Genomic DNA, 25685 nt, shown 5'->3' with positions numbered 1-25685 from the left:
TTTGTCCCTGCGGACGCGTCGGCCCGCCCCTCGGCCATACGGCGAAAGCTGCCTTGCCGCCGCGTTTGAGCTAGGCTGCGGGACGATGAGCGATTCCCCCTCCCCCCTCCCGTCCTTCGGCGCCTTCTGCCTCTACTGGCTGCGGCTGGGCCTGACCAGCTTCGGCGGCCCGGCCGGACAGATCGCGATGATGCAGAGCGAGCTGGTCGACCGCCGCCGCTGGATCGACCAGACCCGGTTCCTGCATGCGCTGAACTTCTGCATGCTGCTGCCGGGGCCGGAGGCGCAGCAGCTCGCCACCTATATCGGCTGGCGGATGTATGGCGGGCGCGGCGGGCTGGTGGCGGGCGGGCTGTTCGTGCTGCCGGGTGCGCTGGTGCTGCTGGCCCTGTCCTGGATCGCCGCCGCCCATGGCGACACCGGGCTGGTCGGCGCGCTGTTCGACGGCATCAAGCCGGCGGTGGTGGCGATCATCGCCGCCGCGGTCTGGCGCCTGGGCCGCCACACGCTGAAGGGGCCGGCCGCCGTCGCCCTGGCCGGTGCCGCCTTCCTGGCGCTGGCGGCGTTGCACCTGCCCTTCCCGCTGGTGGTCGGCGTTGCGGCTGTGATCGGCGGGGTGGCGGCGCGCACGGGCCGCCACTGGTTCGCCCACCCGCATCCGGCGGGCGACGATGGCTCCGACGGCGGTTCCGCCATCGACCTGACGGCGGAGCCCGCTCCGAAGGCCGGCCGGCTGCTGACCCTGCTGGTGCTGGGCTTGGTTCTGTGGGCGGTGCCGGTGGGGGCGGTCCTGCTGGCCTTCGGCGCCGATCCCTGGCGCGGCATCGCGGCGCTGTTCACCAAGGCCGCCTTCATCACCTTCGGCGGCGCCTATGCCGTGCTCCCCTACATCGCCGGACAGGCGGTGGACAGCTATGGCTGGCTCAGCCCGCGGGAGATGATCGACGGGCTGGCGCTGGCCGAGACGACGCCGGGGCCGCTGATCCTGGTCACGCAATATGTCGGCTTCTTCGCCGGCTGGAACCGGCCGGGCGGGCTGTCGCCGGCGCTTGCGGGAACGCTGGGGGCGGCGCTGACGACCTACGTCACCTTCCTGCCCTGCTTCCTGTTCATCTTCGCCGGCGCCCCCTATCTGGAGCGGCTGATCCACAACCGCTTGGCCGCAGGGGCGCTGGCCGCCATCGCCGCGGCGGTGGTGGGGGTGATCCTGAACCTGGGCGTCTATCTGGGAATGGCGGTGCTGCTGCCGGACGGGCAGCATACGGCAGTCAGCCTGATCTGGGCCTGGACGATCATGCTGACAGCACTTTACGCGCTGACCCGCCGGGGGGTGGCCATCCACTGGGTGGTGGCGGGGGGAGCGGCGGCGGGCCTGATCCAGGCACTCGCCGCATCTTCCTTGTAGACCGGACAGGGTCGAGCGAGCTGGGCCCGCTCAGCGCCGGGTGGCGCGGGCGGGCGTCTGGGCCTCGTCCTCGACGTATTCCTCGTCCTCGTCGTCCTCGTTCCCTTCCGGGATGTCGGGCGAATCGACGTCGATGGGAACGCCGGGGGTATGCTTGCTGGTGCGGATCGACAGGGCCGACTTCACATGGGCGACGTTGGGCGCCGCCGTCAGCTTGGTTGTCAGGAAGCGCTGGTAGTCGTCCCAGTCCTCCGCCACGATCTTCAGGACGAAATCATATTCGCCGGCCAGCATGTTGCACTCACGCACGAGCGGCCAGCTGTTGACGAGCTCCTCGAATTTCTTTAGGTCCGCTTCGGCCTGGCTGCTGAGGCCGACCTGGGCGAACACCGTGACGCCGAACCCCAGTGCATCGGGGTTGACGTCGGCGTGGTAGCCACGGATGAATCCCGCCTCCTCCAGCGCGCGGACGCGGCGCAGGCAGGGCGGAGCGGAGATGCCGGCACGTCGGGCAAGCTCCACATTGGTCATCCGGCCGTCGTTCTGCAGATCGCGCAGAATCCGACGGTCAATTCGGTCGAGTTTGACCCGCCGCATGGTTTACTCGGTCGCTCCGGGGATGATTTGGAGAAAGGATATTACACGGGCATGGTGTCTACGCCAAGACGGAAACCCCCGCAAGGGCGAGCAACCCCGATAACGGTCTTTTCGCCGCAGCCCTCCCACCCGGGGGCTTCCCTCCCTTCGAAGCTTCAACGATCCGGGTTCTCATGCAACCTCTGACCAGTGCGCCTCTGACCTGCTGGGTTGTGTCGGACGGCAAGGCCGGCATGGAAAACCAGTGCATCGGTCTGGCGGAGTCGCTGGGCCTGACGCCGGTCGTCAAGCGCGTGCATCTGCGCACGCCCTGGCGCCAGCTGACTCCCTACTGGCGAATCGGCAACCGATTCGCCGCCAGCCCCAACGGCGATCCGGTGCAGCCGCCCTGGCCCGACCTGCTGATCGGCACCGGGCGGCAGTCCATCGCCGTCTCGCTGGCGGTGCGCCAGCAGTCGGGCGGCAGGACCTTCACCGTCCAGATCCAGGATCCGGTGATGAACCCGCGTCACTTCGACCTGATCGTCGTGCCGCGCCACGACAAGCTGCGCGCTGACAACGTGATGGTGACCCGCGGCGCCCTGCACCGGGTAACGCCCGCCATCCTGGCCGACGCAGCCGAACGCTTCGCCCCGCGTCTGGCGCATCTGCCGCACCCGCGCATCGCCGTGCTGATCGGCGGCGACAACGGCGTCTACCGCCTGACGCCCACCATCATGGGCGATGTGGCCGAACGGCTGGCCAACCTGACTCGCACGCATGATGCCGGGCTGATGGTCACCCCGTCGCGCCGCACCGGCGCCGACAACGAGGCGATCCTGCGCGCCCGCCTGTCCGGGCTGCCGGCGGAGGTGTGGGACGGCACCGGCGAGAATCCTTACTTCGCCTATCTCGGCCTCGCCGACGCCGTGGTGGTGACCTGCGACAGCGTGTCGATGATTTCGGAGGCCTGCTCGACCGGCAAGCCGGTCTATGTGATCGAGCTGGAGGGCGGATCGCCCAAGTTCCGCGCCTTCCATGACGGTCTGTACCAGGACGGCATTGCACGGCCCTTCGACGGCTCCCTGGACCATTGGGACTATGCGCCGCTGAACGAGACGGAGGTGGTGGCCGAGGAGGTGCGCCGCCGCCTGTCCGCCCACCGCAGGCGCCTCGGCCTGTCGTGACGGGAGGGCGGGGTGCGGCGCGACCAATGCGCGCACCCCGCTGGTACGACCGGTTTGCTGCGGAGTTCGGCCGCCGGCCATGCCATAAGCGCTGGCAAACCGGCCGTTCCGACAAACACGGTCCGGGGCCGTCCTTCCATCCGGAACTTCCGCCGCTATGACCACTCCCGACGCCGTTTCCGCCTCTTTTCTGCGTTGCCTGGAAAACAGCCGGCTGTTCGACCAGCCCTACAATCACTGGCTGCTGTCCGAGGCGCTGCCGGAGGAGTCCGCCGACGCCATCGCCGATCTGCCCTGGGGACCGCCCCCAGTGTCCGACACCTATGGCAAGCGCGAGACCAACAACGCGTCGCGCACCTATTTCGGTGAGGAGAACCGCGGCAGGTACGCGGTGTGCGAGACGATGGCCCAGGCCTTCCAGAGCCGCCCGGTGGTGGATGCGATCCAGAAGACCTGCAACGTCGACCTGACCGGCACCAGCCTGCGCATCGAATATTGCCAGGACACCGACGGCTTCTGGCTGGAGCCGCACACCGACATCGGCGTCAAGAAATACACGATGCTGATCTATCTCTCGAAGGGGCAGAACTGCTCGCACTGGGGCACCGACGTGCTGGACGAGAGCCGGACGGTCGTCGCCCGCGCGCCCTACGCCTTCAACGAGGGGCTGATCTTCATCCCCGGAAGCAACACTTGGCATGGCTTCGAGAAACGTTCGATCGACGGGGTGCGCAAATCGATCATCGTGAACTATGTCGGCCCCGAATGGCGGGCGCGGCAAGAGTTGTGCTTCCCCGACAAACCTGTTGCATAAAACTTCCGTCGTGTTTAAGTGACGCCGGTTTTGGGGGGCAAAGCCACCGTCGGCACGCTCTTTGGGAGTCTCGTACCCATGTCCATGCTTGATCTGGACAAGTTCCGCGCTACCCCCCTGCAGCACGATCCCTATGATTTCCTGTGCGTTCCGGGTTTCGTGAAGCGGGAGTATCTGGAAGAGCTGCACCGCGATTATCCCAAGGTGGACAAGCCCGGCTCGATCCCGCTGGGCGTCTTCCCCCAGGGGCCGAGCTTCGACCGCATGATCGCCGAACTGAAGGGGCCGGAGGTCTGCAAGGCCTTCTCCGAGAAGTTCGATGTGGATCTGTCGAAATACCCGACCATGTTCACGGCGCGCGGCATGTGCCGGCCGACCGACGGCAAGATCCACCCGGATTCGGCCAGCAAGGTCATCACCGTGCTGATCTACATGAACCCGCCCTGGGAGGCGACCGGCGGCCGCCTGCGCATCCTGCGCTCCCAGAACCTGGAGGATTACGCCGCCGAGGTCCCGCCGGAGGAAGGCACGCTGATGTGCTTCCGCCGCAGCGACACCTCCTGGCACGGCCATTATCCCTTCGAAGGCCAGCGCCGCGCGATCCAGATGAACTGGGTCAAGGGCGGCGTCTATATCTGGCACGAACAGTGGCGCCACCGCATCGGCGCCTGGGCGAAGGGCGTCTTCGGCGGTCAGCCAGCAGGCTATTGAGGACCGGCTGTTGCAGGGACAGGCTGAGGGGCCTTAGAGACCGTTTGAAAAGGGTTGGCTGTGCCGGCGTGATATGATTCAAACTTCGGATGTGGAGCGAAGCGACGCGCAGCCGAATGGCCAGGATCGAGAAGAAGACGAAGCGGTATTCGACGGACCTGACCGATGAGGAATGGTGTCTGATAGAGCCGCTGATGCCGCCGAAGGCCAACACCGGCCGTCCGCGGTCGGTGGACCTTCGGGAAATCTTGAATGCCTTGCGCTACTTGGCTCGGACGGGCTGTGGCTGGCGGCTTTTACCGAAGGACTTCCCACCGTGGCAGACGGTGTATTGGTGGTTTCGGCATCTCCTGCGGCGCTTGCTGTTTCAGACGATCCACGACGTGGCGTTGATGATCGACCGTGAACGGGCTGGACGCGAGGCCAGTCCGAGCGCCGGGGTTGTGGACAGCCAATCGGTGAAAGCTCCCGCCGCCACCGCGGAGCGTGGCTATGACGCGGGCAAGAAAATCAATGGGCGCAAGCGGCACATCGCGGTCGACACCGATGGCCGCCTGTTGATGGTGAACCTGACCAAGGCTGACATCTCCGACTCTGCCGGAGCCCAGAAAATTCTGGAGGCGATGCGCAAGCGTTGGCCGTGGATGAAGCATCTCTTCGCCGACAGCGCCTATGATCGCAAGAAGCTGATGGACAAGGCTGCCTTCCTCGACTTCACCATCGAGGTGGTCCGGCGAACCGACACAGAGCCAGGCTTCAAAGTCGTACCGCGGCGCTGGGTGGTCGAGCGGACCTTCGGATGGATGACCCGCTGGAGACGTCTGGTTCGAGACTATGAAGCCCGGATCGACGTCTCTGGCGGCATGATACAGCTCGCCATGGCGAGCCTGCTACTTCGGCGAGTTTGCCGGTGAAGCGGTTGTCAAACGGACTCTTATCCATCCCCTCAGTCGATCAGATCCTCGACCTCGCGGATGCGGCCATTGTCGATCATGAACTGAACCAGTTCCGGGCGCTGCTTGCCGAGCGTGCGGTGGCGTTGACGCACGGCGGCGATCAGCTCGCCGTTGCGGCCGAGACTGTCGTCGGCGAACTCGATCATGCGCAGGTTGGGCCAGGTCTGGGCCCGGATGGCGACCACCGCCCCCACCGCGTCGGCCGCCGGCAGTTCGGGGCGCGCCTGGGCCAGGATCATGGTCAGCGCCGCGGTGGACCGCGATACGCCGGCATGACAGTGGACCAGCAAATGGCGGCAGTCCACCGGTTCGGCCAGCAGGTCGCGGCCGAAGGCCAGGATGCGTTCCACATCCGACCGTTCCGGCGCGATCTGCCCCTGGGTCGGCTCGATGACGTCGTGGAAACGCAGTTCCAGCCGTTTATGCTCGCCATAGTCGCCGAACTCGCTCGGCTCCGTCATGTCGGGGTCGAGGATCGACAGCACATGGCTGACCTTGCCGCCGCCGAAATTGCAAAGCTCGCTGAGACCGCAGACCGTCAGGCCGAAAGGCACGAAATCGCTGGCCATCATTCTCTCGTTCGATTGCGGGGGAAGAAAATCGAAGGGATTTGCGGCCAGCATTTGGCACCGGGCGCCGCGGCCCCGTCAACCCGGCCGAAGCGGGGCCGGTCAAAGAATGTTGAACAGGTAGAGCAGGAGGATGGCGGGGATCGGAATGCCGACCAGCCACAGCAGGATGCCTCGCACGTACCCTCTCCTTCTTCCGTTGATGACGGGCGATGCGGCCGGACGCCGCCGGCCCTCTCACCCATCATCAACGGCGCAGCCGCCGGTTGGTTGCAGCCGCGCGAACGAGCGTCAGGCCTCCTCATCCCCCTCGTCGTCGGAAACAGCCGCCGGAGCATCGGCGTCGGTCGGCAGTGCCGGACGCGGACGGCGGGTCCGCAGCTTCTTCAGCAGCAGCGAGAAGGGCTTCAGCGCAGTGTCCATGATGGTCTGGTCACCCTCCAGCCGCGACAGCAGGAAGGCGCCGGCTTCGAGGGTAGAGACGCTGTCGCGCCGCGGCTCCTTGCGCGCCTGCCCATAGAGCGAGCGGAACTGCGGGTTCAGCACGATGCGGTGGCATTTCAGCAGCCAGGCATTGCGCCACCACAGGGTCTTGGCCTGGCTCCAGGTGCCGTCCAGGACGATGACGCCTTCCAGTTCCTCCAGGATCTCCGCACTGTCGCGCAGCGGCTGGCCGTTCCTGTCGACCACCCCCACCTCCGGCCGCGGAGCGCCGCCATCCTTCACCGGACCGAGATACAGCACGCCCCAGCGCTTGGGATCGACCTCCCGCCCCAGGATGCGCTTCAGGCCCGGCCAGCTCAACCCGACCTTCACCATCGAATTGGTGAATTGCAGATGGGCGATCTGGGCGGTGCCCAGATTTTCCCGCTTCTCCTGCGGATGCTGCAGGATCAGCAGGAAGACGCCGTTGTCGATCGGCTGCACTGCCTCACAAATGCACAGGTGATTAGGCTTTAGGCAGGTCGGGCAGGATTCGGGGGCGGTGGCGCTGTGCATGGGAGGTACGCATTCCTTGAAGGGGATTGGCCGCGAATATGGGTTGGAACGACGCGGAAGGGAACACATCTCACACCGAGGACGGCGCTGCTCACCGAAGAGCGATGGCCGCCACGGCGCGTACGACAGATCCCCTATCAAGACTCCCTCGTGTCATACCTGTTCATGTGGGTTCAAGTGGCTTCGTATAAACCGTTTGTAGAGACTTAGTCGTGTGTCATGGAACTCGTGTGACGCGCTTAACAGCTGGCCTGGAACTTGCGTAGTTATTATCCAGGCAAACAGGACGACGGGTGGGCCAGGACCGGCCTTAGTCAGGCTGATCCACGGTGCCATCCGGCGCTCAGAAGGAGACCTGCCATGCTGCCCGCCCACCTTGCCGACCGCCTGCTGAAGCAGCGCCGCGATGCCGACAGCGCGGAATTCGCCCGCCAGCTGCCGCTCTACGCCCCGATGGACGCGGATGACCCGCGCTGGATGACCGAGCCGGACGGGTCGGAGCAGCCCGGCCGCCGCGAGCCAGACTGGGCGACCGACTACTGACCGGCAGTCAGCCTGACGACGGCCGGTTTGCGGTGATCCGACAAACGACCCTGTCGGTTGTCGGACATCGGCCGCCCGGCCGGCCATAGCCCCGACTCGCGTCCTGCGGTCTGCCGAAGGCCGCTTCGATCCTCTTTCCCCACGTCGTGCCAGCCCTGCCCGTCCCAGGCGAGGGTCCAGCTGCCTGGACGCCCGCCCCGGCAGCGCTCCAGCATGACCGACCAGCGCGGCATTCCCAGCCCCGGCGGGCCTCCAGCCGGGCGTGGTGCCGCATCCCCCTCCTCATCCAGACTGGGAACGGCATCCAACCGCCAGCGGGTCACCGCGGCGCTGAGCCCTTCCGCCCACTCGCCTGCCATCCGCCCACCCGCCATCCGCCGGTTACGCCCGTCCGATGCGCCGGCGCTCGCGTCCAGCAGGAAGCCGGTCACCCCAGACGACTCGGCGGCAAGCTGCAGCCGCCGGCTGGCGGCCAATTCCAGCCCTCCCAACTCGCCCAGCACCGCCGACAGGGTGGAGCAGCGCAGCGCCTCCTCCATCGCCCACAGCGCATCGACTGGCCGCACCGCCCGCACCGCGACCAGCCGGTCGGGCGTCAGCCCATAGGCCGCCAGTCCCGGGGCGTACAGGTCGCGCCCGCGCAGGATCCACAGCACCGGCCTTTTCGGGGTCGCCAGCCGGGCCAACAGCGCCACGGCGAATCCGGTGCCCGCCCCCGGGTCGTCCGCCGCCACCGCATGCAGGCAGCCCAGCGGCAGCCCACCGTCGGGCAGATGGCCGTCGACCGAGTCGATGCCGAACGCCAGGGTCCGCCCCCCTTCCCCGCCCGCTCCCTCGATCCGCCGGATGCGTGCGCGCAGGTCGGCCAGCAATCCGGCACGGTCGCGCGGCGCCGCATCCGCAGATGGGGGGGAGGACAACGGCACATGCATGACTCGGCTCCGCTCGACAGGTATATGTTCCTTATATGTTCTATCATGAACGCGCGTCGAGGGGGAGTCTGCGACTCCTGTCTTGTTTTCGGGCCGCCTGTCCTGAAGTCAGCCGTCGCTGGGATCAGTTGGCGATTGGCGCCGCGCCGATCTTGCCGCGCGGGGCGGCCTTGATGGTCGGGCCGGCATTGTCGACGGGCTTCGCCAGGGTGGTGGAGGTGCCGCGGGTGCCGCGCGGCGTGTTGCCCTTCAGGCTCAGCAGATGCAGCCGGACATAGGCAGTGGAGCCGCCGACCTTCACCGCAACCCAGTCGCTGTTGCGCACCCGGCCCAGCGTGGTGACCGCCTGACCCGACCCAAGCGTGGCGATGACGCCCGAGCCGCCCGCCGGCTGGGCATAGGCCGGCGTCGGCTTGTCCACCTGCCACTCCCCATAGATCGGCTCAAGCCCGGTTCCGGTATCGGGCGCGGTCCGCACGGTCGGCGGATTGGGGGTCCGCTGGTACGGCATGCAGCCGGGAACCATCAGCGTGGCCAGGGCCACTATCAAGGGAAGGGTACGCAGACGCCGGATCATCGCTCACCTTGAGATGGAACGGTGCTTTGCAGGAACGGGACGAACGGAGAGGGTAAACGGGTGGGTTGTGGACCTTCGGCGCGACCATACAGGAGGCAGCCCCCTCTTCGCCACCGCAGCGCAGCCGGATTCGCTATGCGCTTTTTGAGGCGCACCTCCCGGTCTTGAAAAATTATCTCAAATCCGATCTTTTCCGGCGCCGTACCGCGCAGGAGTCCCAGGCCGCCCCGCGTATCTTGACCATCACGACGGCACCTTACGGGGGCATCCGGCCATGATCTCCTCCCTCGGCAGTTCCAACAGCACGGCGACGCTTCAGAAATTCTTCTCCAAGGCGGACGCCAACAGCGACTCGTCGCTGTCCAAGGACGAGTTGCTGGGTGCGCTCGGCGGCACCTCGGCTGCCTCCGACAGTGGAAAGCTGTCGTCCGCCGTCGACGGCCTGATCGGCAGCCTGGACAGCGACAGCAACGGCTCGCTCAGCACGACCGAGTTCAGTTCCTTCGCCAGCCAGTTCGACTATGGCAGCAGCAGCGCCCTGCTGGCGGCGCAGGAGCAGGCGAGCGCGATGCAGCAGCAGTTCGCCCAGAACCTTTATTCCAGCCTGGACAGCGACAGCAGCGGCGGCATCAGCGCCGACGAGCTGACGTCCGTTTTGACCTCCGCCGGCCAGTCGAGCACCGATGCCGCGTCGCTGTTCAGCAGCCTCGACAGCGACGAGGACGGGTCGATTTCCCAGGACGAGTTGAGCAGCGCGCTGAAACAGGCCGACGCCAACCGCCCGCCGCCCCCGCCGCCCGCCAATGACACAGGCACTTCCGGCGCTTCGGACAGCGGCAGCACGTCCTCGACCGCGTCCTCCAGTTCGGCATACTCCAGTTCCGCGGCTTCAAGCTCGGCGTCTTCAAGCTCGGCAGCCGGCGGCACGACCGGCTACGACCCGCTGGACACCAACAAGGACGGCTATGTGTCGGAACAGGAACGGATGGCCGCCTATGGCGGCACGCAGCAGCAGACGGGTGGCGTCACGTCCAACCGCCTCAGCGGCGACATGCTGCGGACATTGATGCAGGGCATCAACGAGGTTGCCGCGTAGCCTTGTGGGTTCGGATGCGCGGCACGGGGAAAGGCGGTCGGCGGGTGGCGCCGGCCGCCTTTTCTTTTGCCCGACTTTCTCCGCCCGACTTTCTCCGAATGCCGTCAAACCGCCCGGCTGTGCCGTCCGGCGCCCTTTGACAGGTGGGTGTCGAAGCGGGCGGCGACGATGCGCATCAACGGACGGGCGCTCTCCGGCACATGGATGCGCCGGCCGTCCACCACCGCGACGCCGTCGGCGACCAGATCGGCCATGCCCTCCAACTCCGCGTCGAAGGCGGACTCGGGCAAGCCGTGGGCACGGGCGATGGCGGCGGTGTCGACCGACAGGTCGCACATCAGCCGCATGATCAGGTCGCGCCGCACCTTGTCGTCCTGGGTCAGCGCGATGCCCTTGCCGGTGGGCAGGCGGCCCTCCTCGATGGCGGTGGCGTAATGGTCGAAGGGCACGGCGTTCTGAACGTAGCCCTGCGGCAGCGCGCCGATGGAGGAGGAGCCGAAGCCCAGCAGAGTCTCGGCATCGTCGGTGGTGTAGCCCTGGAAGTTGCGGCCCAGCCGCCCTTCCTCCTGCTGCACCGCCAGCTCGTCGCCGGGACGGGCGAAATGGTCGAGACCGATGGCGCTGTAGCCGGCGGCCGACAGCGTGTCGGCGATGGCGGCGAACTGCTCCCAGCGGCCGAGCGAACCGGCCAGAACCGACTCGTCTATCTTCTTCTGGTGGGTCTTCATCCACGGCACATGGGCGTAGCCGAAAACCGACAGCCGGTCGGGCGCCATCTCCAGCGCGATCTCGGCGGAGCGGGCGACGCTCTCCACCGACTGGTGCGGCAGGCCGTACATCAGGTCCAGGTTGACGCTGGCGATGCCGGCATCCTTCAGCCAGGCCAGCGCCTGCTCGGTGACGGCGCGCGGCTGGACGCGGTTGATCGCCTGCTGCACCGTCTCGTCGAAATCCTGCACGCCCAGCGAGGCGCGGTTGACCCCGGCACGGCCCATCGCAGACGCCATCTCCGCCGTCAGGGTGCGGGGATCGATCTCCACCGCCAGTTCGGCATCGTCGGCGACGTCGAAGCGTTTGAGCAGCAGCGCGATCATCGCCTCGAAATCGTCGGGCGCCATCATGGTCGGGGTGCCGCCGCCGAAATGGATGTGGCGCACCGCCAGACGGCCGGGAATGCGGTCGGCCACCATGACGATCTCGCGCCGCATATGGTCGAGATACTCCGCGATCGGCTCGTAGCGGGCGACGATCTTGGTGTGGCAGCCGCAGTACCAGCACATCTTCTGGCAGAAGGGGACATGCAGGTAGAGCGATCCCGAGCGGGACGGCTCGATCGCCTCCAGCCAGCCACCGTAGACGTCGCCGTTCACCTCTGGCGTGAAGTGCGGCGCGGTCGGGTAGCTGGTGTAACGCGGCACCCGCAGCCCGTCATACTTGGCGAGCAGCGCGGCGTCGACACCGTGGGCGACACCATGGGAATGGGACGGGTTGGCGGGGGCCGGCGAAACGGCCAGGGCGGTGATGGCGTTCATGAGCGACAGAGTGCCGCAGCCACCCCACCCCTGCCTTGATCCACGTCAAGATCGGAAAGAGCCGCCTTTTTGGCGGCTGCCGCTTCAGCGCTTCGCGGCGGCGGCGGCCAGACGCCGTTCCAGATGCTCGTGCAGCAGGTTCAGGTTCATCCGGTTGGCCTTGAAGGCGATGTCGAACACGGTGCCCAGCACCGGGACCGACCCGCCCGCCCAATCCAGCAGCACGTTGAAGACCATGCGGGCCACCAGCGTCTTCGGCAGGTCGAAGCGGGCGGCCTCCATGATGATGTAGGCGGAAACGAAAGCCGTCACCGTGTCGCCGGCCACCGGAACCACGCTGGCGATGCCGTCCAGCCCGATGGGGATGCGGGTGAAGGGAATGCGCCAACGGGTGTCCATCAGCCGGGTCAGGCGGCGAAGCCGCTCCAGCCGCTGGAAATCGATGGGGACCGAACCGCCTGTAATGCCCGGCGGCGGCGCTTCGGCAACGGCGTGCCGGCGTGTGCGGATGGCGTCGATCATCGCATGTCCCCCCGATCAGGCGGTCCCGCGCCCGCAGCGCGACTCCCCGCAAGGGAAGAACCCACCGATCCCCCCGGCGGTTCCACCCTCCGGGCACAAAGTTCGCGCACCCAGCGGACACCATGCCGGCCTGCCGCCTGCGGCGCTCCCATGGGCCATACCGGTGCGGCGGATCTCAGCTTGCCCGCGCAACTTCCTGCGCCCGCGCACTGCCGGCGGCATGGAGCAGCGCATAGCCGGCCAGCGCCGAGGCGAGCGAGCCGGTCAGCACGCCCAGCCGCACCGCCACCGCATGATGCGGATCGGAGAAGGCCAGCGTCCCGATGAACAGGCTCATGGTGAAGCCGATGCCGGTCAGCACGGCGACGCCGTAGATCTGGCCCCAGCTGGCGCGCGCCGGCCGCTCGACCACGCCGGTCCGCACGGCGATCCACACCGCCAGGAAGACGCCCGCCTGCTTGCCCAGGAACAGGCCGAGCGCGATGCCCAGCGGCACCGGCTCCAGCAGGCTGGCAGGGGTGATGCCGTCGAGCGGCACGCCGGCATTGGCGAGCGCGAAGACCGGCATGATCAGGAAGGCCACCCACGGGTGCAGCGCATGTTCCAGGCGATGGAGCGGCGCATCCGGCGCCCGCTTGCCGGCGCGGTCGTTGACCCGCAGGGGAATGGCGAAGGCCAGCACCACGCCGGCCAGCGTCGCGTGGATGCCCGATTTCAGCACGCACACCCACAGGATCAGTCCCAGCACCAGATAGGGAGTCAGCGACCGCACTCCCGCCCGGTTCAGCAGCCACAGACCGACCGCCGAGGCCGCCGCCAGACCCAGCGCCAGCGGCACCAGACCGTGGCTGTAGAAGATGGCGATGATCACGATGGCACCCAGATCGTCCATGATCGCCAGCGCCAGCAGGAAGACGCGCAGGCTGCTGGGGACCCGGTTGCCCAGCAGGGCCAGCACGCCGAGCGCGAAGGCGATGTCGGTGGCGGCCGGGATCGCCCAACCCTGCAGAGCACCCGGTTCGGCCTGGGCGAACAGGCAATAGACCAGTGCCGGCACCGCCATGCCGCCCAAAGCCGCGATGCCGGGCAGCATCGCCTTGGCCGGGCTGGACAGCTCGCCCTCCAGCACCTCGCGCTTGATTTCCAGTCCGACCAGCAGGAAGAAGATCGCCATCAGCCCGTCGTTGATCCACAGGATCAGCGGCTTGTCCAACCCGACGCCGCCGGCCGTCACCGCCACCTTCATCTCAAGGATCGCATCGTAGAGCGGGGCTGCCGGCGAGTTCGCCCAGATCAGGGCAAGCACCGCCGCAATCATCAGGACCACGCCGCTGGCGCTTTCGGTTTTCAGGAAGGTGGCGAGGCGTCTCAGCGTCATCGCGTCTCGTCTTTCTGTATAACTGACCGAAAGCAATAGATGGCACTGTGAGGCTCCCGTTGGAAGACGCGACTGTCGAAAAATCCCCGCCTGGGCGAGCGGCAGAGCATCGCGGCGAATTGACGCGCCTGTGCATCTAAGCTGCTGTCACAGCTCCCAATTCCGGCCCCGAATACTTGAGATTATCCGGGCTTATGTCTTTTGATCGCTGGCGATGCCTGGGGCCAGCCGACACAATTCATTCAACAGCATCAGCAGAGCCGAAGGCCGGTCATCCGTTGGACGATCAGCCGCAAGGCTCTGGGCAAGGCCGGCAAACGGCCGCCCGTTCCGGAGGAAACGACCATGACCACACTTTACTGCGCCTGCTGCGGCAGGCCCTTCGTCCGCACGTCCGCCCGCGGCCCAGCCCCCTTCTACTGCTCCCAGGATTGCCGGCTTCAGATGGCGGTCCGCCGGCGCGCCTGGAGCGAGCGGACCGACAGCATCACGGCCACCCGACGGACCGTCGAGCGGCACGAGGTGGAGCACGCCGACCCGGCCCCTTTCGGCCGCATCCCCGGCACGGCGGCAGGACAGCGGACCGCAGCCTTCTGGAGATGAAACGCACGGTCGCGGGATCGGCGGCAAAAGGGCGGTAAGACGCCCGCAAAGCACCGGCAAGCCAGGGGAGCAGACAGGCGGGAAAATGGAACTGGCCCCTTGCAGCGGGCCGAAGCCGACCTCATGTGGTCGCGGTCACGCTGGCGCCCCGCGGTGCCGGCGTGAAACCCGTCGGTTGCACCCATCTGGCCACCGCCACCCGATTGCCGCCATCTGACTGCCGGAGCCCCGCCCCTACATGCTCGACCTGCTCTCCGACCCGAATGTCTGGGCCAGCCTTCTGACGTTGACCGCGTTGGAGATCGTGCTGGGCATCGACAACATCATCTTCATCTCGATCATGGCGTCGAAGCTGCCGCCCGAACGGCAGCACAGCGCGCGGCGCGTCGGCCTGGCGCTGGCGCTGCTGACCCGCTTGGCGCTGCTGGCCTCCATCGCCTGGGTGGCGCAGCTGACCCAGCCGCTGTTCACCGTCGCCGGCTGGGATGTATCCGGCCGCGACCTGATTCTGATCCTCGGCGGCCTGTTCCTGCTGGCCAAGGGCACACTGGAGATCCATCACACCGTCGAAGGCCATGAGGAGGGCGGATCGGCGCCCAAGCACGCCACCTTCACCTCGGTGGTCATCCAGATCATGTTCCTGGACATCGTCTTCTCGCTCGACAGCGTCATCACCGCGGTCGGCATGTCCGACCATCTGCCGGTGATGGTCGCCGCCGTCGTCATCGCCATGGCGGTGATGCTGTTCGCCTCCGGCCCGGTCGGCGATTTCGTCAACCGTCACGTCACGGTTAAGATGCTGGCGCTGTCCTTCCTGCTGCTGGTCGGCGTGGCGCTGGTGGCGGACGGCTTCGGCTTCCACATCCCCAAGGGCTACCTGTACTTCGCCATCGCCTTCTCCACCCTGGTGGAGGCGCTGAACCTGCTGGCCCGACGCAAGCACAACGCGGCGCACTGACCGAAAGGAAGGGGGCGCCGTCCGCGACGCCCCCTTCCCCCGTCACGCCTCGGCGCGTTCGGCCATCAGATGCTCGTAGGCGACCTTGAACAGGTCGCGGATCGACACGATGCCGACCGCGCGCTTGCCCTGGGTGATGGGCAGGTGGCGGTAATGCTTGTCATGCATCAGCTTCAGCGCATCGACCGCGTCGGCGTCGGGCGGCAGGCTGTCGGGGTTGCGGGTCATCACCGCACCGACCTCCACCGACGACGGGTCGAGGTCCTTGGACAGCACCTTGTTGTTCAGGTCGCGCTCGGTGACGATGCCGATCAGGGCACCGTGGTCCACCACCAGAACCGCGCCGATGTTCTTGTCGGCCATCATCTTCGACACCGTGGCGACGGAGGTATCCTCCGGCACCAGGATCAGTTCCTGCGACTTCACGACGTCTGGAACGAGCTTGCGTTTCATCGACTCCCCCGGATCTGGTTGTTGTGGACCAGACTGTAGCCAAAGCAAATGATCGGGGAGAACAACGGCATCGCAGCAAATCCGGCGCCGATTGTCGCAGGCATACCTTTCGAATACTTACGAAGCTTTTCCCCTCATGACGCTTTGGGCGAGGCGAATGCCGACCCCGCCGACGACTGCCGCCCGGCGATCACCATGCCCAGCGCCAGCAGCAGCGCGCCCAGCACCACCACGGCAGCGGCCCCCAGCAGCACGGCATTGAAGCTGCCGGTGCGGGTCACCACCAGCCCGGCCGGCAGTGGCCCGATGATCTGCCCCAGCCCATAGGCGGCGGTCAGCGCCCCGACCACCCGGGCCGAGGCGCCGGCCGACAGCTGCCGCCCCAGCGCAAAAGCCTGGGAGACGATACCGACGAAGGTACCGCCGAACAGCAGCGCGGAAATGACGGCAACCGTCGGCGATCCGGTCATCGGCAGCAGGATGGCGACGGCTTGGGTCAGGTGCGCCAGGATCAGCGACCACCAGCTGTTCGACCGGCGGGCGACCGCGGCCCAGAACACCCCGGCGCCCATCGCCCCCAGTCCGGCAACCATCCAGGCGGCCTCGCCCACCGCGGCGGTGCCGGGATCGGTCTTCAGGATCGACACCAGGAAAGTGGCCGACACGATGTAGCCGCCGCCTTCCAGGAAATAGGCGAGCGTCAGCAGCAGGAGCGGCGCCGACAGTCCTCCCCGCCGTGCCGTACCGGCATCTCCCGCAGCCCCGGCCGTGGCGGAATGTTGCGGCTGCGGCGGGTCGCGCACCCAAAGGCCGGGCATCAGCCCAAGCACCGCGCAGATCGCCCCCAGGGCCAGCCAGTCGCCGGCCCAGCCCAGCCGCTCGCCGAACAGCGCGACGAACAGCCCCGACGACGCAATGCCCAGCCCCACCCCGGTGTAGAGCCAGCCGGCGAAGCGTTCGCCGCCCCGCCGCGTCAGGGTGTCCAGCACCATGGCGATGCCCAGGATGAAGATGCCGGCGCTCGACACCCCCGACAGGAAGCGCAGGACCAGCCAGACCGGCATCGCCTGCCCGGCATCGCCCAGCTCCAGCCCCATCGCCGCGGTGGTGACGACGCTGACCAGCAGCGACAGCCGGTACATCGCCGTCCGCGTGCCGCCGTGCGGCACAAGCCCGGCGCCCAGCGCGCCGACGAAATAGCCCAGATAGTTCAGAGAGGCGAGCAGCCCCGCCCCGTCGGCACGCAGCCCGGTGGCCTCCTGCATCGCCGGCAGGATCGGGGTGAAGGCGAACCGCGCGACACCCATTGCGATGGCAAGCCCGATCAGGCCGCCAACCAGCACCCGCACCATGATCCACGCCCTCTCGTTTTTTCGGCCGGCTCCTTTGACCGGGAAATGTTCGACAGAACGAACCGTCCGGTCGGCCGATTGATTTGGCGTCCATCATGGCCGCGGCCCCGCCCTCATTTCCAATGAATTGTTCTGATGATAAGCTCCACTTTCAGTGATGGGTGCCATGCACAGGAAGTGGAAGGAGGCCTCACGATGGATCTGGCCGGTTTGCGGGTGGTGAAGGCGGTCGCCGACACCGGAAGCGTCAGCCGGGCGGCGGAGGCGCTGAACTGCGTGCAGTCCAACGTCACCGCGCGGATCAAACGGCTTGAGGAGGATTTGGGCGTCGACCTGTTCCTCCGCCTCAGCCGCGGGATGGAGCCGACGCCGGCCGGGCGGGTGCTCAGCGGCTATGCCGACCGGGTGCTGCGGCTGGTCGCCCAGGCCCGCGACGCGGTGGCGGAAGCGGCCGGGCGCGGCGGCCGGCTGGCGGTGGGCAGCATGGAATCGACCGCCGCGGTGCGCCTGCCGCCAGTCCTGGCCCGCTTCCACCGCGACCATCCCGACGTGGAGTTGACCATCACCCCCGGCCCGACCGAGACTCTGCTGGCGGACGTGCTGGCCGGACGGCTGGACGGCGCCTTCGTCGGCGGCGAGGTCGCCCACCCCGACCTGATCGCCCGGCGCATCTTCGACGAGGAGCTGGTGCTGGCCGAACCGGCCGCCGGGCTGACCACCGAGTCCGCGCGCCGCACCCTGATCGCCTTCGGCCGGGCCTGCGCCTATCGCAGCCGGGCGGAGATGGCGATGCGCGAGGCCGGGCGCGTGCCCTTCCGGGTCATGGAGTTCGGGGCGCTGGACGCCATCCTGGGCTGCGTCGGCGCCGGCATGGGGGTGACGGTCATCCCGCGCGCCGTCGTCGAGCGCAATCCCTGGCGCGACCTGCTGGCGGCCCGGCCGCTGCCCGACGCGCTGGCCCGCATGCCGACCCAGTTCGTGCGACGCACCGACGCCATCGAAACCGCCAGCCTGCGCGCCTTCATGGAGGCGTTTTCACAAGCCCCCGGCCCGGTCATCGCTTCGAATGCCGCGTTGCAGGGTGCGACAGCGTCGCCCACATCATGCACAGGGTTGAACGGCTCGTCTGCGGCGTGCTAGGCAGGCGCGGGTTGGCCATCCGGCCCTGTGCCATGCGCGTGCCCTATTCCTGGGAAACGGCTCCGATCGGCCCCGATGGGCGATAGCGGGACCACGGACGCGCGGCTGGCACCGCGGGCCGGAACAGCGGAGAAGAGATCATGCCCTACGTCGTCACCGACGGCTGCATCAAGTGCAAGTACACCGACTGCGTCGAAGTCTGCCCCGTGGATTGCTTCTACGAGGGTGAGAACATGCTGGTCATCCATCCGGACGAGTGCATCGACTGCGGCGTGTGCGAGCCGGAATGCCCGGCCGAGGCGATCGTCCCCGACACCGACGACCGCGCGACCAAGTGGCTGGAGATGAACCGCGACTATTCCGGCCAGTGGCCGAACATCACCCGCAAGAAGGACGCGCCGGCCGACGCCGACGAGTTCAAGGGTGTGGACGGCAAGTTCGAGAAGTATTTCTCCCCGAAGGCGGGCTGAGACCGACTGACGATGCGGCCCGGCCCCCGATCCGAGTAGGATTTTTCGAGTCGGGCCACATCAACCGATTGCACCCATCGATGTTGCTATGCAAAATCGACGGGGCGGCCATGGCCGGGCGATGGACGATTTCCGCCCGATGGATTGCGCGTTCCCTTTGTAACTCGGGCGTAACATCGCTATAATGCGCGCCCGGAGCCGGCCTTCGCGCCATTGCCGGTTTTCCCATCGTTCCAGGACCTGTGGCTTTTGTGATCGTCGTGGATGGGTCCCATCCCCACGGCGCCATAATCGTCCGGGGTCCTTTTTCGTCCCTTCCACCGGGGCGGCAAAATGGCGTGATCGCGAGAAGTGAGAGCCAATCCACATGTCGAACAAGCTTGACTTCGAAGCCGGTGACTTCGTCGTTTATCCGGCTCATGGCGTCGGTCGGGTCGAAGGGATCGAGACCCACAGCATTGCCGGACTCGAGGTTCAACTCTACGCGATCACGTTCGAGAAAGAGCGCATGACGCTCAAGGTTCCGGTTACCAAGGCCCGCAACGCCGGCCTGCGCCGCCTGTCCTCCAAGGACCGGATCAAGGTCGCGCTGGAGACTCTGCAGGGCCGTTCGCGCGTCCGCCGCACCATGTGGAGCCGCCGCGCCCAGGAGTATGAGGCCAAGATCAACTCCGGTGATCCGGTGTCCATCGCCGAGGTGGTGCGCGACCTGTACCGCGGTGCCGACCAGTCCGACCAGTCCTACAGCGAGCGCCAGATCTATCAGGCCGCCCTGGAGCGTCTGGCCCGCGAGCTGGCCGCCGTCGAGAAGATCGACGAGATCAAGGCGACGGAGCGTCTGGAATCGGTGCTGTCCAAGGCCGCCTGATTCCAGGTCCCGGTTTCCGGGCACCTCATATACGTCCGTGACACGAACGGGCGCGCGGCTGCTACGTCACGCCGCGCGCCCGTCTCGTTTTTCGCCTTTGTTTCCACGGCATGACACGCCTAAACTCCGGCCGCCTTCCGGCGGACAGCGTCGGAACGACTTCGCGAACGACGCCGAAGGGAATCGAGTTTGGGTCTGCCGCCGCGCCTTGGTCTTCCCAACCGCCGGACCAACCGACCTGCCGGCCCCAGCGCCGGCACCCTTGTCGGTGCCCTTGAGGACGACAGCCGGTTCGCGTCGCTCGGCCGGCCGCGCCGGATCTGGGCCATCGGCGCCATCCATGCACAGCCGGACCGGTTGGACCTGATCCATCAGGCCGTCGGCCAGCGCTTCCGCCCCGGCGACCGGCTGGTCTATCTCGGCAACATGATCGGCTTCGGCGAGCAGGTGGTGGAAACCATCGACCGGCTGCTTGCCTTCCGCATCGCCCTGCTGGCGATGCCGGGCATGATCGCATCCGACATCGTCTACCTGCGCGGCCAGCAGGAGGAGATGTGGCAGAAGTTGCTGCAACTCCATTTCGCTCCCGATCCGCGCACCGTGCTGGACTGGATGCTGCGCCAGGGCGTTGCGCCGACGCTGGCGGCCTATGGCGGCCATCTCGATGCCGGCATGGCGGCGGCACGCGGCGGGGCGGTGATGCTGGGCCGCTGGACGCGCGAACTCCGGCAGGCGGTGGCCGCGAGGCCCGGTCATGAACAGCTGTTCAACGCGCTGCGCCGCGCCGCCTACACCGGCGGCCCAACATCGCAGGGCGGGGCCGCGGATGACGGATCCTCCGACGGGCTTTCGGAGGACGCTGGGGACGGCGAGGGCTGGACCGGCAGCAGCCGCGGCGGCGGAAGCCTGCTGCTGGTCAATTCCGGCATCGATCCCCGCCGCCCGCTGACCGGCCAGGGCGACGCTTTCTGGTGGGGCAGCGCCGGTTTCACCCGGCTGGAGCAGCCCTATGGCGGTTTCAGCCGTCTGGTGCGCGGTTACGACCCCAACTGGATGCCGGAAAGCCCCGGCGTCGGTGTCGGACCGGCAACGGTGACGCTCGACGGCGGTTGCGGCCGCGGTGGCTACCTCGTCTGCGCCTGTTTTGATTCTTTCGGTGAGGTGCTGGACCTTTTCCAGGCCTGACCCAACCTCAGATTCTGCCAGATCGCTCCGCCCGACCGTAACTTCGCGCAATAACAGTGAAGAGTTTCCGCTCTCCGCCCCCTCACCGGCCACCCATGAACGGGTCGCCGGAAAAATTCCTTTGTCTCTCCGGTGATCCGCTCCCCCTACACCTGCGTATGATTCCGCAACAGGGCGCGCTCATGCTTGTTGTCTTAACCCGACGGCATCGACCGACGGCAGGCGGCAAAGCGGCGAAGACCCGATAGTACGGGGATATGCGACGGAACACGATGCCGCCCAGACGGGAAGGAAGGGACGGATGGCATACATCGACGATCCGGAGACTCAGCGTGCAAATCTGAGCTTCATCAAGGCATCCATGCGCGAGCCGTTGCTGTCGCGCGACCACGAATTCGACCTCGCCCGAAAATGGCGCGAGGGCAACGACGAACGTGCCCTGCATCAGCTGGTCCGGGCATACACCCGTCTGGTGGTGGCCACCGCATCGCGTTTCCGCAACTACGGCCTGCCGATGGGCGATCTCGTCCAGGAGGGCAATGTCGGCCTGATGCAGGCGGCCAGCCGCTTCGAACCCGACCGCGAGGTGCGTTTCTCCACCTACGCCGCCTGGTGGATCCGCTCGGCCATGCAGGACTACATCCTGCGCAACTGGTCGATCGTGCGGACCGGCACCACCGCCGCGCAGAAATCCCTGTTCTTCAACCTGCGCCGTCTGCGCGCCAAGATCGACAGCGCCACCCAGAACGGCAGCGGTGCGCCCCTGACCAGGGAAGGCCGCGAGTGGATCGCCGGTGAACTGAAGGTCGAGGTGTCCGAGGTCGAGGCGATGGAGATGCGCCTGTCCGGTTCCGACCAGTCGCTGAACACGCCGGTGGCCGACGGCTCCGACGACGACTGGCAGGATTTCCTGGCCGACCAGCGCCCCTCGCCCGAGGACGTGGTGATCGGCATGCGCGACGCCAGCACGCGGTCGCAATGGCTGGCGGAGGCGCTGGGCGAACTGAGCCCTCGCGAACGCACCATCATCCGCGAACGCCGCCTGCGCGAGGAAGGCGCCACGCTGGAGGAACTCGGCCGTGAGCTGGGCGTCAGCAAGGAGCGCGTGCGCCAGCTGGAGCACCGGGCGCTGCTGAAACTGCGGCAGTCGATGCTGAAGCGGGTCGAGGATTCCGACGACCTGCTGGCGGAGGCGTGAGAAAAAGCCCTCCCCCCTGAAGGGAGAGGGCTCGTTTCATATCGTCAATGCCGGAAGTGCCGCATTCCGGTCAGCACCATCGCCAGACCCTTCTCGTCCGCGGCGGCGATCACGTCGTTGTCGCGGATCGAACCGCCCGGCTGGATCACCGCCGTCACCCCCGCTTCCGCCGCGGCCAGAAGGCCGTCGGCGAAGGGGAAGAAGGCGTCCGACGCAACCACCGAGCCCTTGGTCAGCGGCTCCGACAGGCCGGCGGCCTTGGCGGCTTCACCCGACTTGATGGCGGCGATACGGGCCGAATCGACACGGCTCATCTGGCCGGCGCCGACACCCACAGTGGCGCCGTTCTTGGCATAGACGATGGCGTTCGACTTGACGTGCTTGGCGACGCGGAAGGCGAACAGCAGGTCGGCCAGTTCCTGTTCGGTCGGCGCGCGCTTGGTGACGACCTTCAGCTCGGCCGGGTCGATGCGGCCGCTGTCGCGGTTCTGCAGCAGGAAGCCGCCCGACAGCTGCTTGATCATCATGCCGGGCTCGGCCGGGTTCGGCACGTCCTTGGTCAGCAGCACGCGCAGGTTCTTCTTGGTGGCGAGCAGCGCGCGGGCGGCCGCGTCGGCGTCGGGGGCGATCACCACTTCGGCGAACAGCTTGGAGATCTCCTCGGCCGTCTCGGCGTCCAGGCTGCGGTTGACGGCGATGATGCCGCCGAAGGCGCTGACCGGATCGCACAGCAGAGCCGACTTGTAGGCCTCCAGCAGGTTCGACCCTTGCGCCACGCCGCAGGGGTTGGCGTGCTTGATGATGGCGACGGCCGGCTGCTCGAACTCCGCCACCAGCTCGAAAGCGGCGTCGGTATCGTTCAGGTTGTTGTAGGACAGTTCCTTGCCCTGCAACTGCACGGCGGTGGAGACGCCCGGACGCTTCTCGCCGGTGACGTAGAAGGCCGCCTGCTGGTGCGGGTTCTCGCCATAGCGCAGGGTCTGCGCCAGCGAGCCCGACAGGGTGGTGCGCGGCGGGAAGGTCTCGCCCAGCTGGCCGGCCAGCCAGGTGGAGATGGCGGCATCGTAGGCGGCGGTGCGGGCATAGGCGCGCTGCGCCAGCTTGCGGCGCAGGGCCAGCGTGACGCAGCCGTCATGGGTCGCCAGCTCGTCCATCACCGCCTCGTAGTCGGACGGCTCGGTGACGATGGCGACGAAATCGTGGTTCTTGGCGGCGGCGCGGATCATCGCCGGCCCGCCGATGTCGATGTTCTCGACACAGTCGTCATAGGCAGCGCCCTTGGCGACCGTCGCCTCGAACGGGTAGAGGTTGACCACCACCAGATCGATGCCGGGGATGTCGTGCTGCGCCATCGCGTCGGCGTGGATGTCGCGGCGGGCCAGGATGCCGCCATGGACGCGCGGGTGCAGGGTCTTGACGCGACCGTCCATGATCTCCGGGAAGCCGGTGTGGTCGGAGACCTCCTTGACCGGCACGCCGGCCTCGGCCAGACGCTGGGCCGACCCGCCGGTCGACAGGATCTCGACGCCGCGGGCGGCGAGCGCCTTGCCCAGCTCCACCAGACCGGCCTTGTCGGACACGGAAATCAGGGCGCGGGCGATGCGGACCTTGTCAGGGGCGGGGGCGTGGTTGGCTTTGGGCGGGCTCATGGCGTCATCCTGATCGCTGCGGGAATTGCATAAGGCCGCAGGCAACCGGGGAGACCCGGACAAGCACGGAAGAAGAAAAGCACGGACGACCACGGAAATGCCGCTCAGCTGTGCTTATCCGCGTCCGCCCGGCCGATGCCGGCCCGGACGGACATGGATAAGCACGGCGTGAAGAGTCCCGTGGTCGTCCGTGCCCCAAAATCCCGTGTTCATCCGTGTTTCCACGCCTCTCCCGAAGGGAATAGGCCCGGCCACCGCGGATGGGCGCGATTTACGCCGCCTTGCGCTCGCGGCGCAAGGCCCATTTCACCGTCAGCCCTTCGGGTCCGCATTGTCCCTGCATCATGATCTGCCGGGTGCGGCGGGGCTCCTCCCCACTGCCGAGATAGACGCTCTCCGCCACCTCCAGCACGGCGCCGGTCACCCGCATGCGCCAGGCATTGCCGCTGGGAAGGCGCAGCAGCACCTGATCGTTGCCGCCATTGCCCTGTGCCTGAACCGGAACGACCTGGACATTGGGGTGCAGGTGGAAGCGGATGGCATAGGGCTGCGGTTGGGGCGTGGCGCCGATCACCGGTTCCAGCGTGTCCTCGCCCCGCAGATCCTCGCCATTGTCGGCCAGATAGACGCGGCGGCGGTGCAGCAGGCCGAAACCCTTGCTGTAGCCGTTGTGGGTGGCCACCACCAGCATGGCGCCGTCCGATTCCTGGCGTTCGCAACTGACATGCGTCGGCCGGCGGCCGAGCCCGCCCTTCTCCAGCACCTCCGACGAATTGGTGTCGGCGACCGCCATGGTCGAGTGGGCGGAGGTGCCGGCCAGCGCCGCGCGCCAGGGGCCGCGCTGAGACGGGTGACTGCCGCAATTGACGATCAGCCGCTCCTTGTTGACGGAAACCTCCATCGACAGGGTGCCGGCATGGGCGGTGCGGTCCAGCCCGGCCGGCGGCGGCGCGCCGGTGTCGAGCAGCACCAGCGTGCGCCCGGCGAGCAGACGCTCGAAGCCGGTGTGCGGCGCGCTCTTCAGCGGTCGGCCGCGGGCATCGGCCTGGGCCAGCACCGTGTCGATCAGCGCCGGCTCCTCCTCCCGCCCGCCGTTGAACAGGGCGAGGCTGCCATCGACATGGCGGAAGAAGCGCAGGGCCGGCGTCATGCGGTCGATGGCGTGCTGGAGGGTTTCCGGCACCTCTTCCTTCGCGACGCGCAGGACGGCGCGCATGTCGATCAGGTCGCGCAGCACCCGCATCTGGATCGACGGGTTGCGCTCCACATGGCCGCCATCGGGCAGGATCTGGCGGGGCAGCTCCTTGTCGAGCAGGCGCAACGCCTCCCGTGCCGCCCTGTCCTGGTCGGGCAGGCAATAGCCGCCGTAGAGCAGGCCCTTGATCGCGCCGATCAGCCGCTCGCCGTCCAGCTTGGCCGGCGCCACCCGCAGCAGGTGGCGAAGCTGGCGGGCCATGCTCTCGAACACCCGGGCGCGGAACTCGTCGTCGGCGGACGCGCAGTAGAAATCATGCAGACCGATCCAACTGGACAGCCGCATGCCCAGCACATCGGGCGCCCAGCTCTGCGAATGCCAGCCGCCGTTCTGGTCGAGCCAGGACCACACCAGCACCCGCGCCCGGCGCCGCGCAGTGTCGCCGCCGACCGCGCGCAGGTCGCGCAGCCATTCGAAGCCGTGGGCGGCGCGCAGCCAGCCGGGGCTGACGCCCTGGGGCCGCCAGTTGGGCACACCGTTGGGGTCGACCATGACCGGTTGGCCGGCGAAGCTCATCCGGCCGGCCAGCATGGCGTTGCCGTTGTCGGTATCGCCCGGCCAGGGATCGGGCGGGATCACCGCCAGCGCGCCCGGCGCCTTACCGCCCAGCATCAGGGCGTAGAGGGGGTTCCCATAGGCAAGGCGCGCCATGCCGCTGCGAAACCGTCCGTTCCCGTCGCCCATCTGCGCCGACTCCTTCAGGACCGCAAGCGGCGTCGGCAGCCGGCGGAGGGTGATGATGCGGTGCGGGAGAACG

The 25685-nt window shown here is 67.5% G+C and carries 26 protein-coding genes; 14 read left to right on the top strand and 12 right to left on the bottom strand.

Annotated elements, in window-relative coordinates; genetic code table 11:
* Positions 1–85 precede the first annotated feature (85 nt).
* Positions 86–1405: a chromate efflux transporter gene (gene chrA / locus ABNQ40_RS17960; protein WP_109051119.1), complete on the top strand. Its 1320-nt coding sequence runs from the start codon at positions 86–88 to the stop codon at positions 1403–1405.
* A 30-nt stretch (positions 1406–1435) separates the two neighbouring features.
* Here chrA and ABNQ40_RS17955 read toward each other — a convergent pair whose 3' ends face one another.
* Positions 1436–2002 carry an Lrp/AsnC family transcriptional regulator gene (locus ABNQ40_RS17955; protein ID WP_109051118.1) on the bottom strand — a complete coding sequence of 189 codons (567 nt, stop codon included), beginning with the start codon at positions 2000–2002 and terminating at the stop codon, positions 1436–1438.
* 173 nt (positions 2003–2175) lie between these two features.
* On the opposite strand from ABNQ40_RS17955, the gene ABNQ40_RS17950 reads away from it, so the two are divergent.
* From ABNQ40_RS17950 to ABNQ40_RS17935, 4 genes are all read left to right on the top strand, one after another.
* The gene (locus ABNQ40_RS17950; RefSeq protein ID WP_109051117.1) at positions 2176–3168 is read left to right on the top strand and encodes a mitochondrial fission ELM1 family protein; all 993 of its coding nucleotides are present in this window, start codon (positions 2176–2178) and stop codon (positions 3166–3168) included.
* 157 nt (positions 3169–3325) lie between these two features.
* Complete coding sequence (locus ABNQ40_RS17945; RefSeq protein WP_109051116.1) at positions 3326–3982, top strand: 2OG-Fe(II) oxygenase; 657 nt, start codon at positions 3326–3328, stop codon at positions 3980–3982.
* A gap of 78 nt (positions 3983–4060) precedes the next feature.
* Complete coding sequence (locus ABNQ40_RS17940; RefSeq protein ID WP_109051115.1) at positions 4061–4693, top strand: 2OG-Fe(II) oxygenase; 633 nt, start codon at positions 4061–4063, stop codon at positions 4691–4693.
* Positions 4694–4782: 89 nt separating this feature from the next.
* A complete protein-coding gene (locus ABNQ40_RS17935; RefSeq protein WP_109047216.1) occupies positions 4783–5607 on the top strand; it encodes an IS5 family transposase in 825 nt (274 codons plus the stop codon).
* 32 nt (positions 5608–5639) lie between these two features.
* Here the strand turns inward: ABNQ40_RS17935 and ABNQ40_RS17930 are convergent, their stop codons facing one another.
* Both ABNQ40_RS17930 and ABNQ40_RS17925 read right to left on the bottom strand, forming a co-directional pair.
* Entirely contained in the window at positions 5640–6221 is a 582-nt protein-coding gene (locus ABNQ40_RS17930; RefSeq protein ID WP_247879582.1) for a tyrosine phosphatase family protein, read from the bottom strand.
* A 288-nt stretch (positions 6222–6509) separates the two neighbouring features.
* Positions 6510–7217, bottom strand: coding sequence for a tRNA-uridine aminocarboxypropyltransferase (locus ABNQ40_RS17925; protein WP_109048108.1), 708 nt, complete (start codon positions 7215–7217; stop codon positions 6510–6512).
* Positions 7218–7577: 360 nt separating this feature from the next.
* On the opposite strand from ABNQ40_RS17925, the gene ABNQ40_RS17920 reads away from it, so the two are divergent.
* Positions 7578–7760, top strand: coding sequence for a hypothetical protein (locus ABNQ40_RS17920; RefSeq protein ID WP_109048109.1), 183 nt, complete (start codon positions 7578–7580; stop codon positions 7758–7760).
* On the opposite strand, the gene ABNQ40_RS17915 is transcribed toward ABNQ40_RS17920, so the two are convergent.
* Both ABNQ40_RS17915 and ABNQ40_RS17910 read right to left on the bottom strand, forming a co-directional pair.
* Entirely contained in the window at positions 7754–8692 is a 939-nt protein-coding gene (locus ABNQ40_RS17915; RefSeq protein ID WP_391348450.1) for an ImuA family protein, read from the bottom strand. The two genes, ABNQ40_RS17920 and ABNQ40_RS17915, sit on opposite strands and share 7 nt — an antisense overlap.
* A 124-nt stretch (positions 8693–8816) precedes the next feature.
* Positions 8817–9203 (bottom strand): SH3 domain-containing protein, encoded by a 387-nt coding sequence (locus ABNQ40_RS17910; protein ID WP_391348448.1) that lies wholly within the window; start codon positions 9201–9203, stop codon positions 8817–8819.
* Between the two features lie 340 nt (positions 9204–9543).
* Between ABNQ40_RS17910 and ABNQ40_RS17905 the strand changes: the two genes are divergently transcribed.
* Entirely contained in the window at positions 9544–10365 is an 822-nt protein-coding gene (locus ABNQ40_RS17905) for an EF-hand domain-containing protein (RefSeq protein WP_109048112.1), read from the top strand.
* 104 nt (positions 10366–10469) lie between these two features.
* On the opposite strand, the gene hemN is transcribed toward ABNQ40_RS17905, so the two are convergent.
* The 3 genes from hemN to nhaA all read right to left on the bottom strand — a co-directional run bounded on the left by hemN (position 10470) and on the right by nhaA (position 13797).
* On the bottom strand, positions 10470–11897 hold the full coding sequence (gene hemN / locus ABNQ40_RS17900; RefSeq protein WP_109048113.1) for an oxygen-independent coproporphyrinogen III oxidase: 1428 nt from the start codon (positions 11895–11897) through the stop codon (positions 10470–10472).
* An 84-nt stretch (positions 11898–11981) separates the two neighbouring features.
* Positions 11982–12419 (bottom strand): DUF4112 domain-containing protein, encoded by a 438-nt coding sequence (locus tag ABNQ40_RS17895; protein WP_109048114.1) that lies wholly within the window; start codon positions 12417–12419, stop codon positions 11982–11984.
* Positions 12420–12594: 175 nt separating this feature from the next.
* Positions 12595–13797 carry a Na+/H+ antiporter NhaA gene (nhaA, locus tag ABNQ40_RS17890; RefSeq protein ID WP_109048115.1) on the bottom strand — a complete coding sequence of 401 codons (1203 nt, stop codon included), beginning with the start codon at positions 13795–13797 and terminating at the stop codon, positions 12595–12597.
* Between the two features lie 345 nt (positions 13798–14142).
* Here nhaA and ABNQ40_RS17885 point away from each other — a divergent pair, with 345 nt between their 5' ends.
* Together ABNQ40_RS17885 and ABNQ40_RS17880 are read left to right on the top strand one after the other, a co-directional pair.
* On the top strand, positions 14143–14400 hold the full coding sequence (locus ABNQ40_RS17885; RefSeq protein ID WP_109048116.1) for a hypothetical protein: 258 nt from the start codon (positions 14143–14145) through the stop codon (positions 14398–14400).
* A 238-nt stretch (positions 14401–14638) separates the two neighbouring features.
* The gene (locus ABNQ40_RS17880; protein WP_109048117.1) at positions 14639–15358 is read left to right on the top strand and encodes a TerC family protein; all 720 of its coding nucleotides are present in this window, start codon (positions 14639–14641) and stop codon (positions 15356–15358) included.
* Between the two features lie 42 nt (positions 15359–15400).
* Here the strand turns inward: ABNQ40_RS17880 and ABNQ40_RS17875 are convergent, their stop codons facing one another.
* Positions 15401–15811, bottom strand: a complete 411-nt coding sequence (locus tag ABNQ40_RS17875) for a cyclic nucleotide-binding/CBS domain-containing protein (RefSeq protein WP_109048118.1) — start codon at positions 15809–15811, stop codon at positions 15401–15403.
* Between the two features lie 134 nt (positions 15812–15945).
* A complete protein-coding gene (locus tag ABNQ40_RS17870) occupies positions 15946–17163 on the bottom strand; it encodes a YbfB/YjiJ family MFS transporter (protein WP_109048119.1) in 1218 nt (405 codons plus the stop codon).
* A gap of 195 nt (positions 17164–17358) precedes the next feature.
* Between ABNQ40_RS17870 and ABNQ40_RS17865 the strand changes: the two genes are divergently transcribed.
* From ABNQ40_RS17865 to ABNQ40_RS17845, 5 genes are all read left to right on the top strand, one after another.
* The gene (locus ABNQ40_RS17865; RefSeq protein ID WP_109048120.1) at positions 17359–18303 is read left to right on the top strand and encodes a LysR family transcriptional regulator; all 945 of its coding nucleotides are present in this window, start codon (positions 17359–17361) and stop codon (positions 18301–18303) included.
* 140 nt (positions 18304–18443) lie between these two features.
* Positions 18444–18773 carry a ferredoxin FdxA gene (gene fdxA / locus ABNQ40_RS17860; protein WP_098738899.1) on the top strand — a complete coding sequence of 110 codons (330 nt, stop codon included), beginning with the start codon at positions 18444–18446 and terminating at the stop codon, positions 18771–18773.
* 367 nt (positions 18774–19140) lie between these two features.
* A complete protein-coding gene (locus tag ABNQ40_RS17855) occupies positions 19141–19641 on the top strand; it encodes a CarD family transcriptional regulator (RefSeq protein ID WP_109048121.1) in 501 nt (166 codons plus the stop codon).
* A 189-nt stretch (positions 19642–19830) separates the two neighbouring features.
* Positions 19831–20826: a hypothetical protein gene (locus ABNQ40_RS17850; protein WP_109048122.1), complete on the top strand. Its 996-nt coding sequence runs from the start codon at positions 19831–19833 to the stop codon at positions 20824–20826.
* A 301-nt stretch (positions 20827–21127) separates the two neighbouring features.
* The gene (locus ABNQ40_RS17845) at positions 21128–22024 is read left to right on the top strand and encodes an RNA polymerase factor sigma-32 (RefSeq protein ID WP_109048123.1); all 897 of its coding nucleotides are present in this window, start codon (positions 21128–21130) and stop codon (positions 22022–22024) included.
* 44 nt (positions 22025–22068) lie between these two features.
* Here the strand turns inward: ABNQ40_RS17845 and purH are convergent, their stop codons facing one another.
* The gene (gene purH / locus ABNQ40_RS17840) at positions 22069–23673 is read right to left on the bottom strand and encodes a bifunctional phosphoribosylaminoimidazolecarboxamide formyltransferase/IMP cyclohydrolase (RefSeq protein WP_109048124.1); all 1605 of its coding nucleotides are present in this window, start codon (positions 23671–23673) and stop codon (positions 22069–22071) included.
* Between the two features lie 271 nt (positions 23674–23944).
* The gene (locus ABNQ40_RS17835; RefSeq protein WP_109048125.1) at positions 23945–25612 is read right to left on the bottom strand and encodes a heparinase II/III family protein; all 1668 of its coding nucleotides are present in this window, start codon (positions 25610–25612) and stop codon (positions 23945–23947) included.
* Positions 25613–25685 lie beyond the last annotated feature (73 nt).

Source organism: Azospirillum sp. A23 (assembly GCF_042938965.1).
GTDB lineage: Bacteria > Pseudomonadota > Alphaproteobacteria > Azospirillales > Azospirillaceae > Azospirillum > Azospirillum melinis.
The sequence above is the reverse complement of the archived record's forward strand: the minus strand, read 5'-3'. Positions and strand labels throughout refer to the sequence as shown.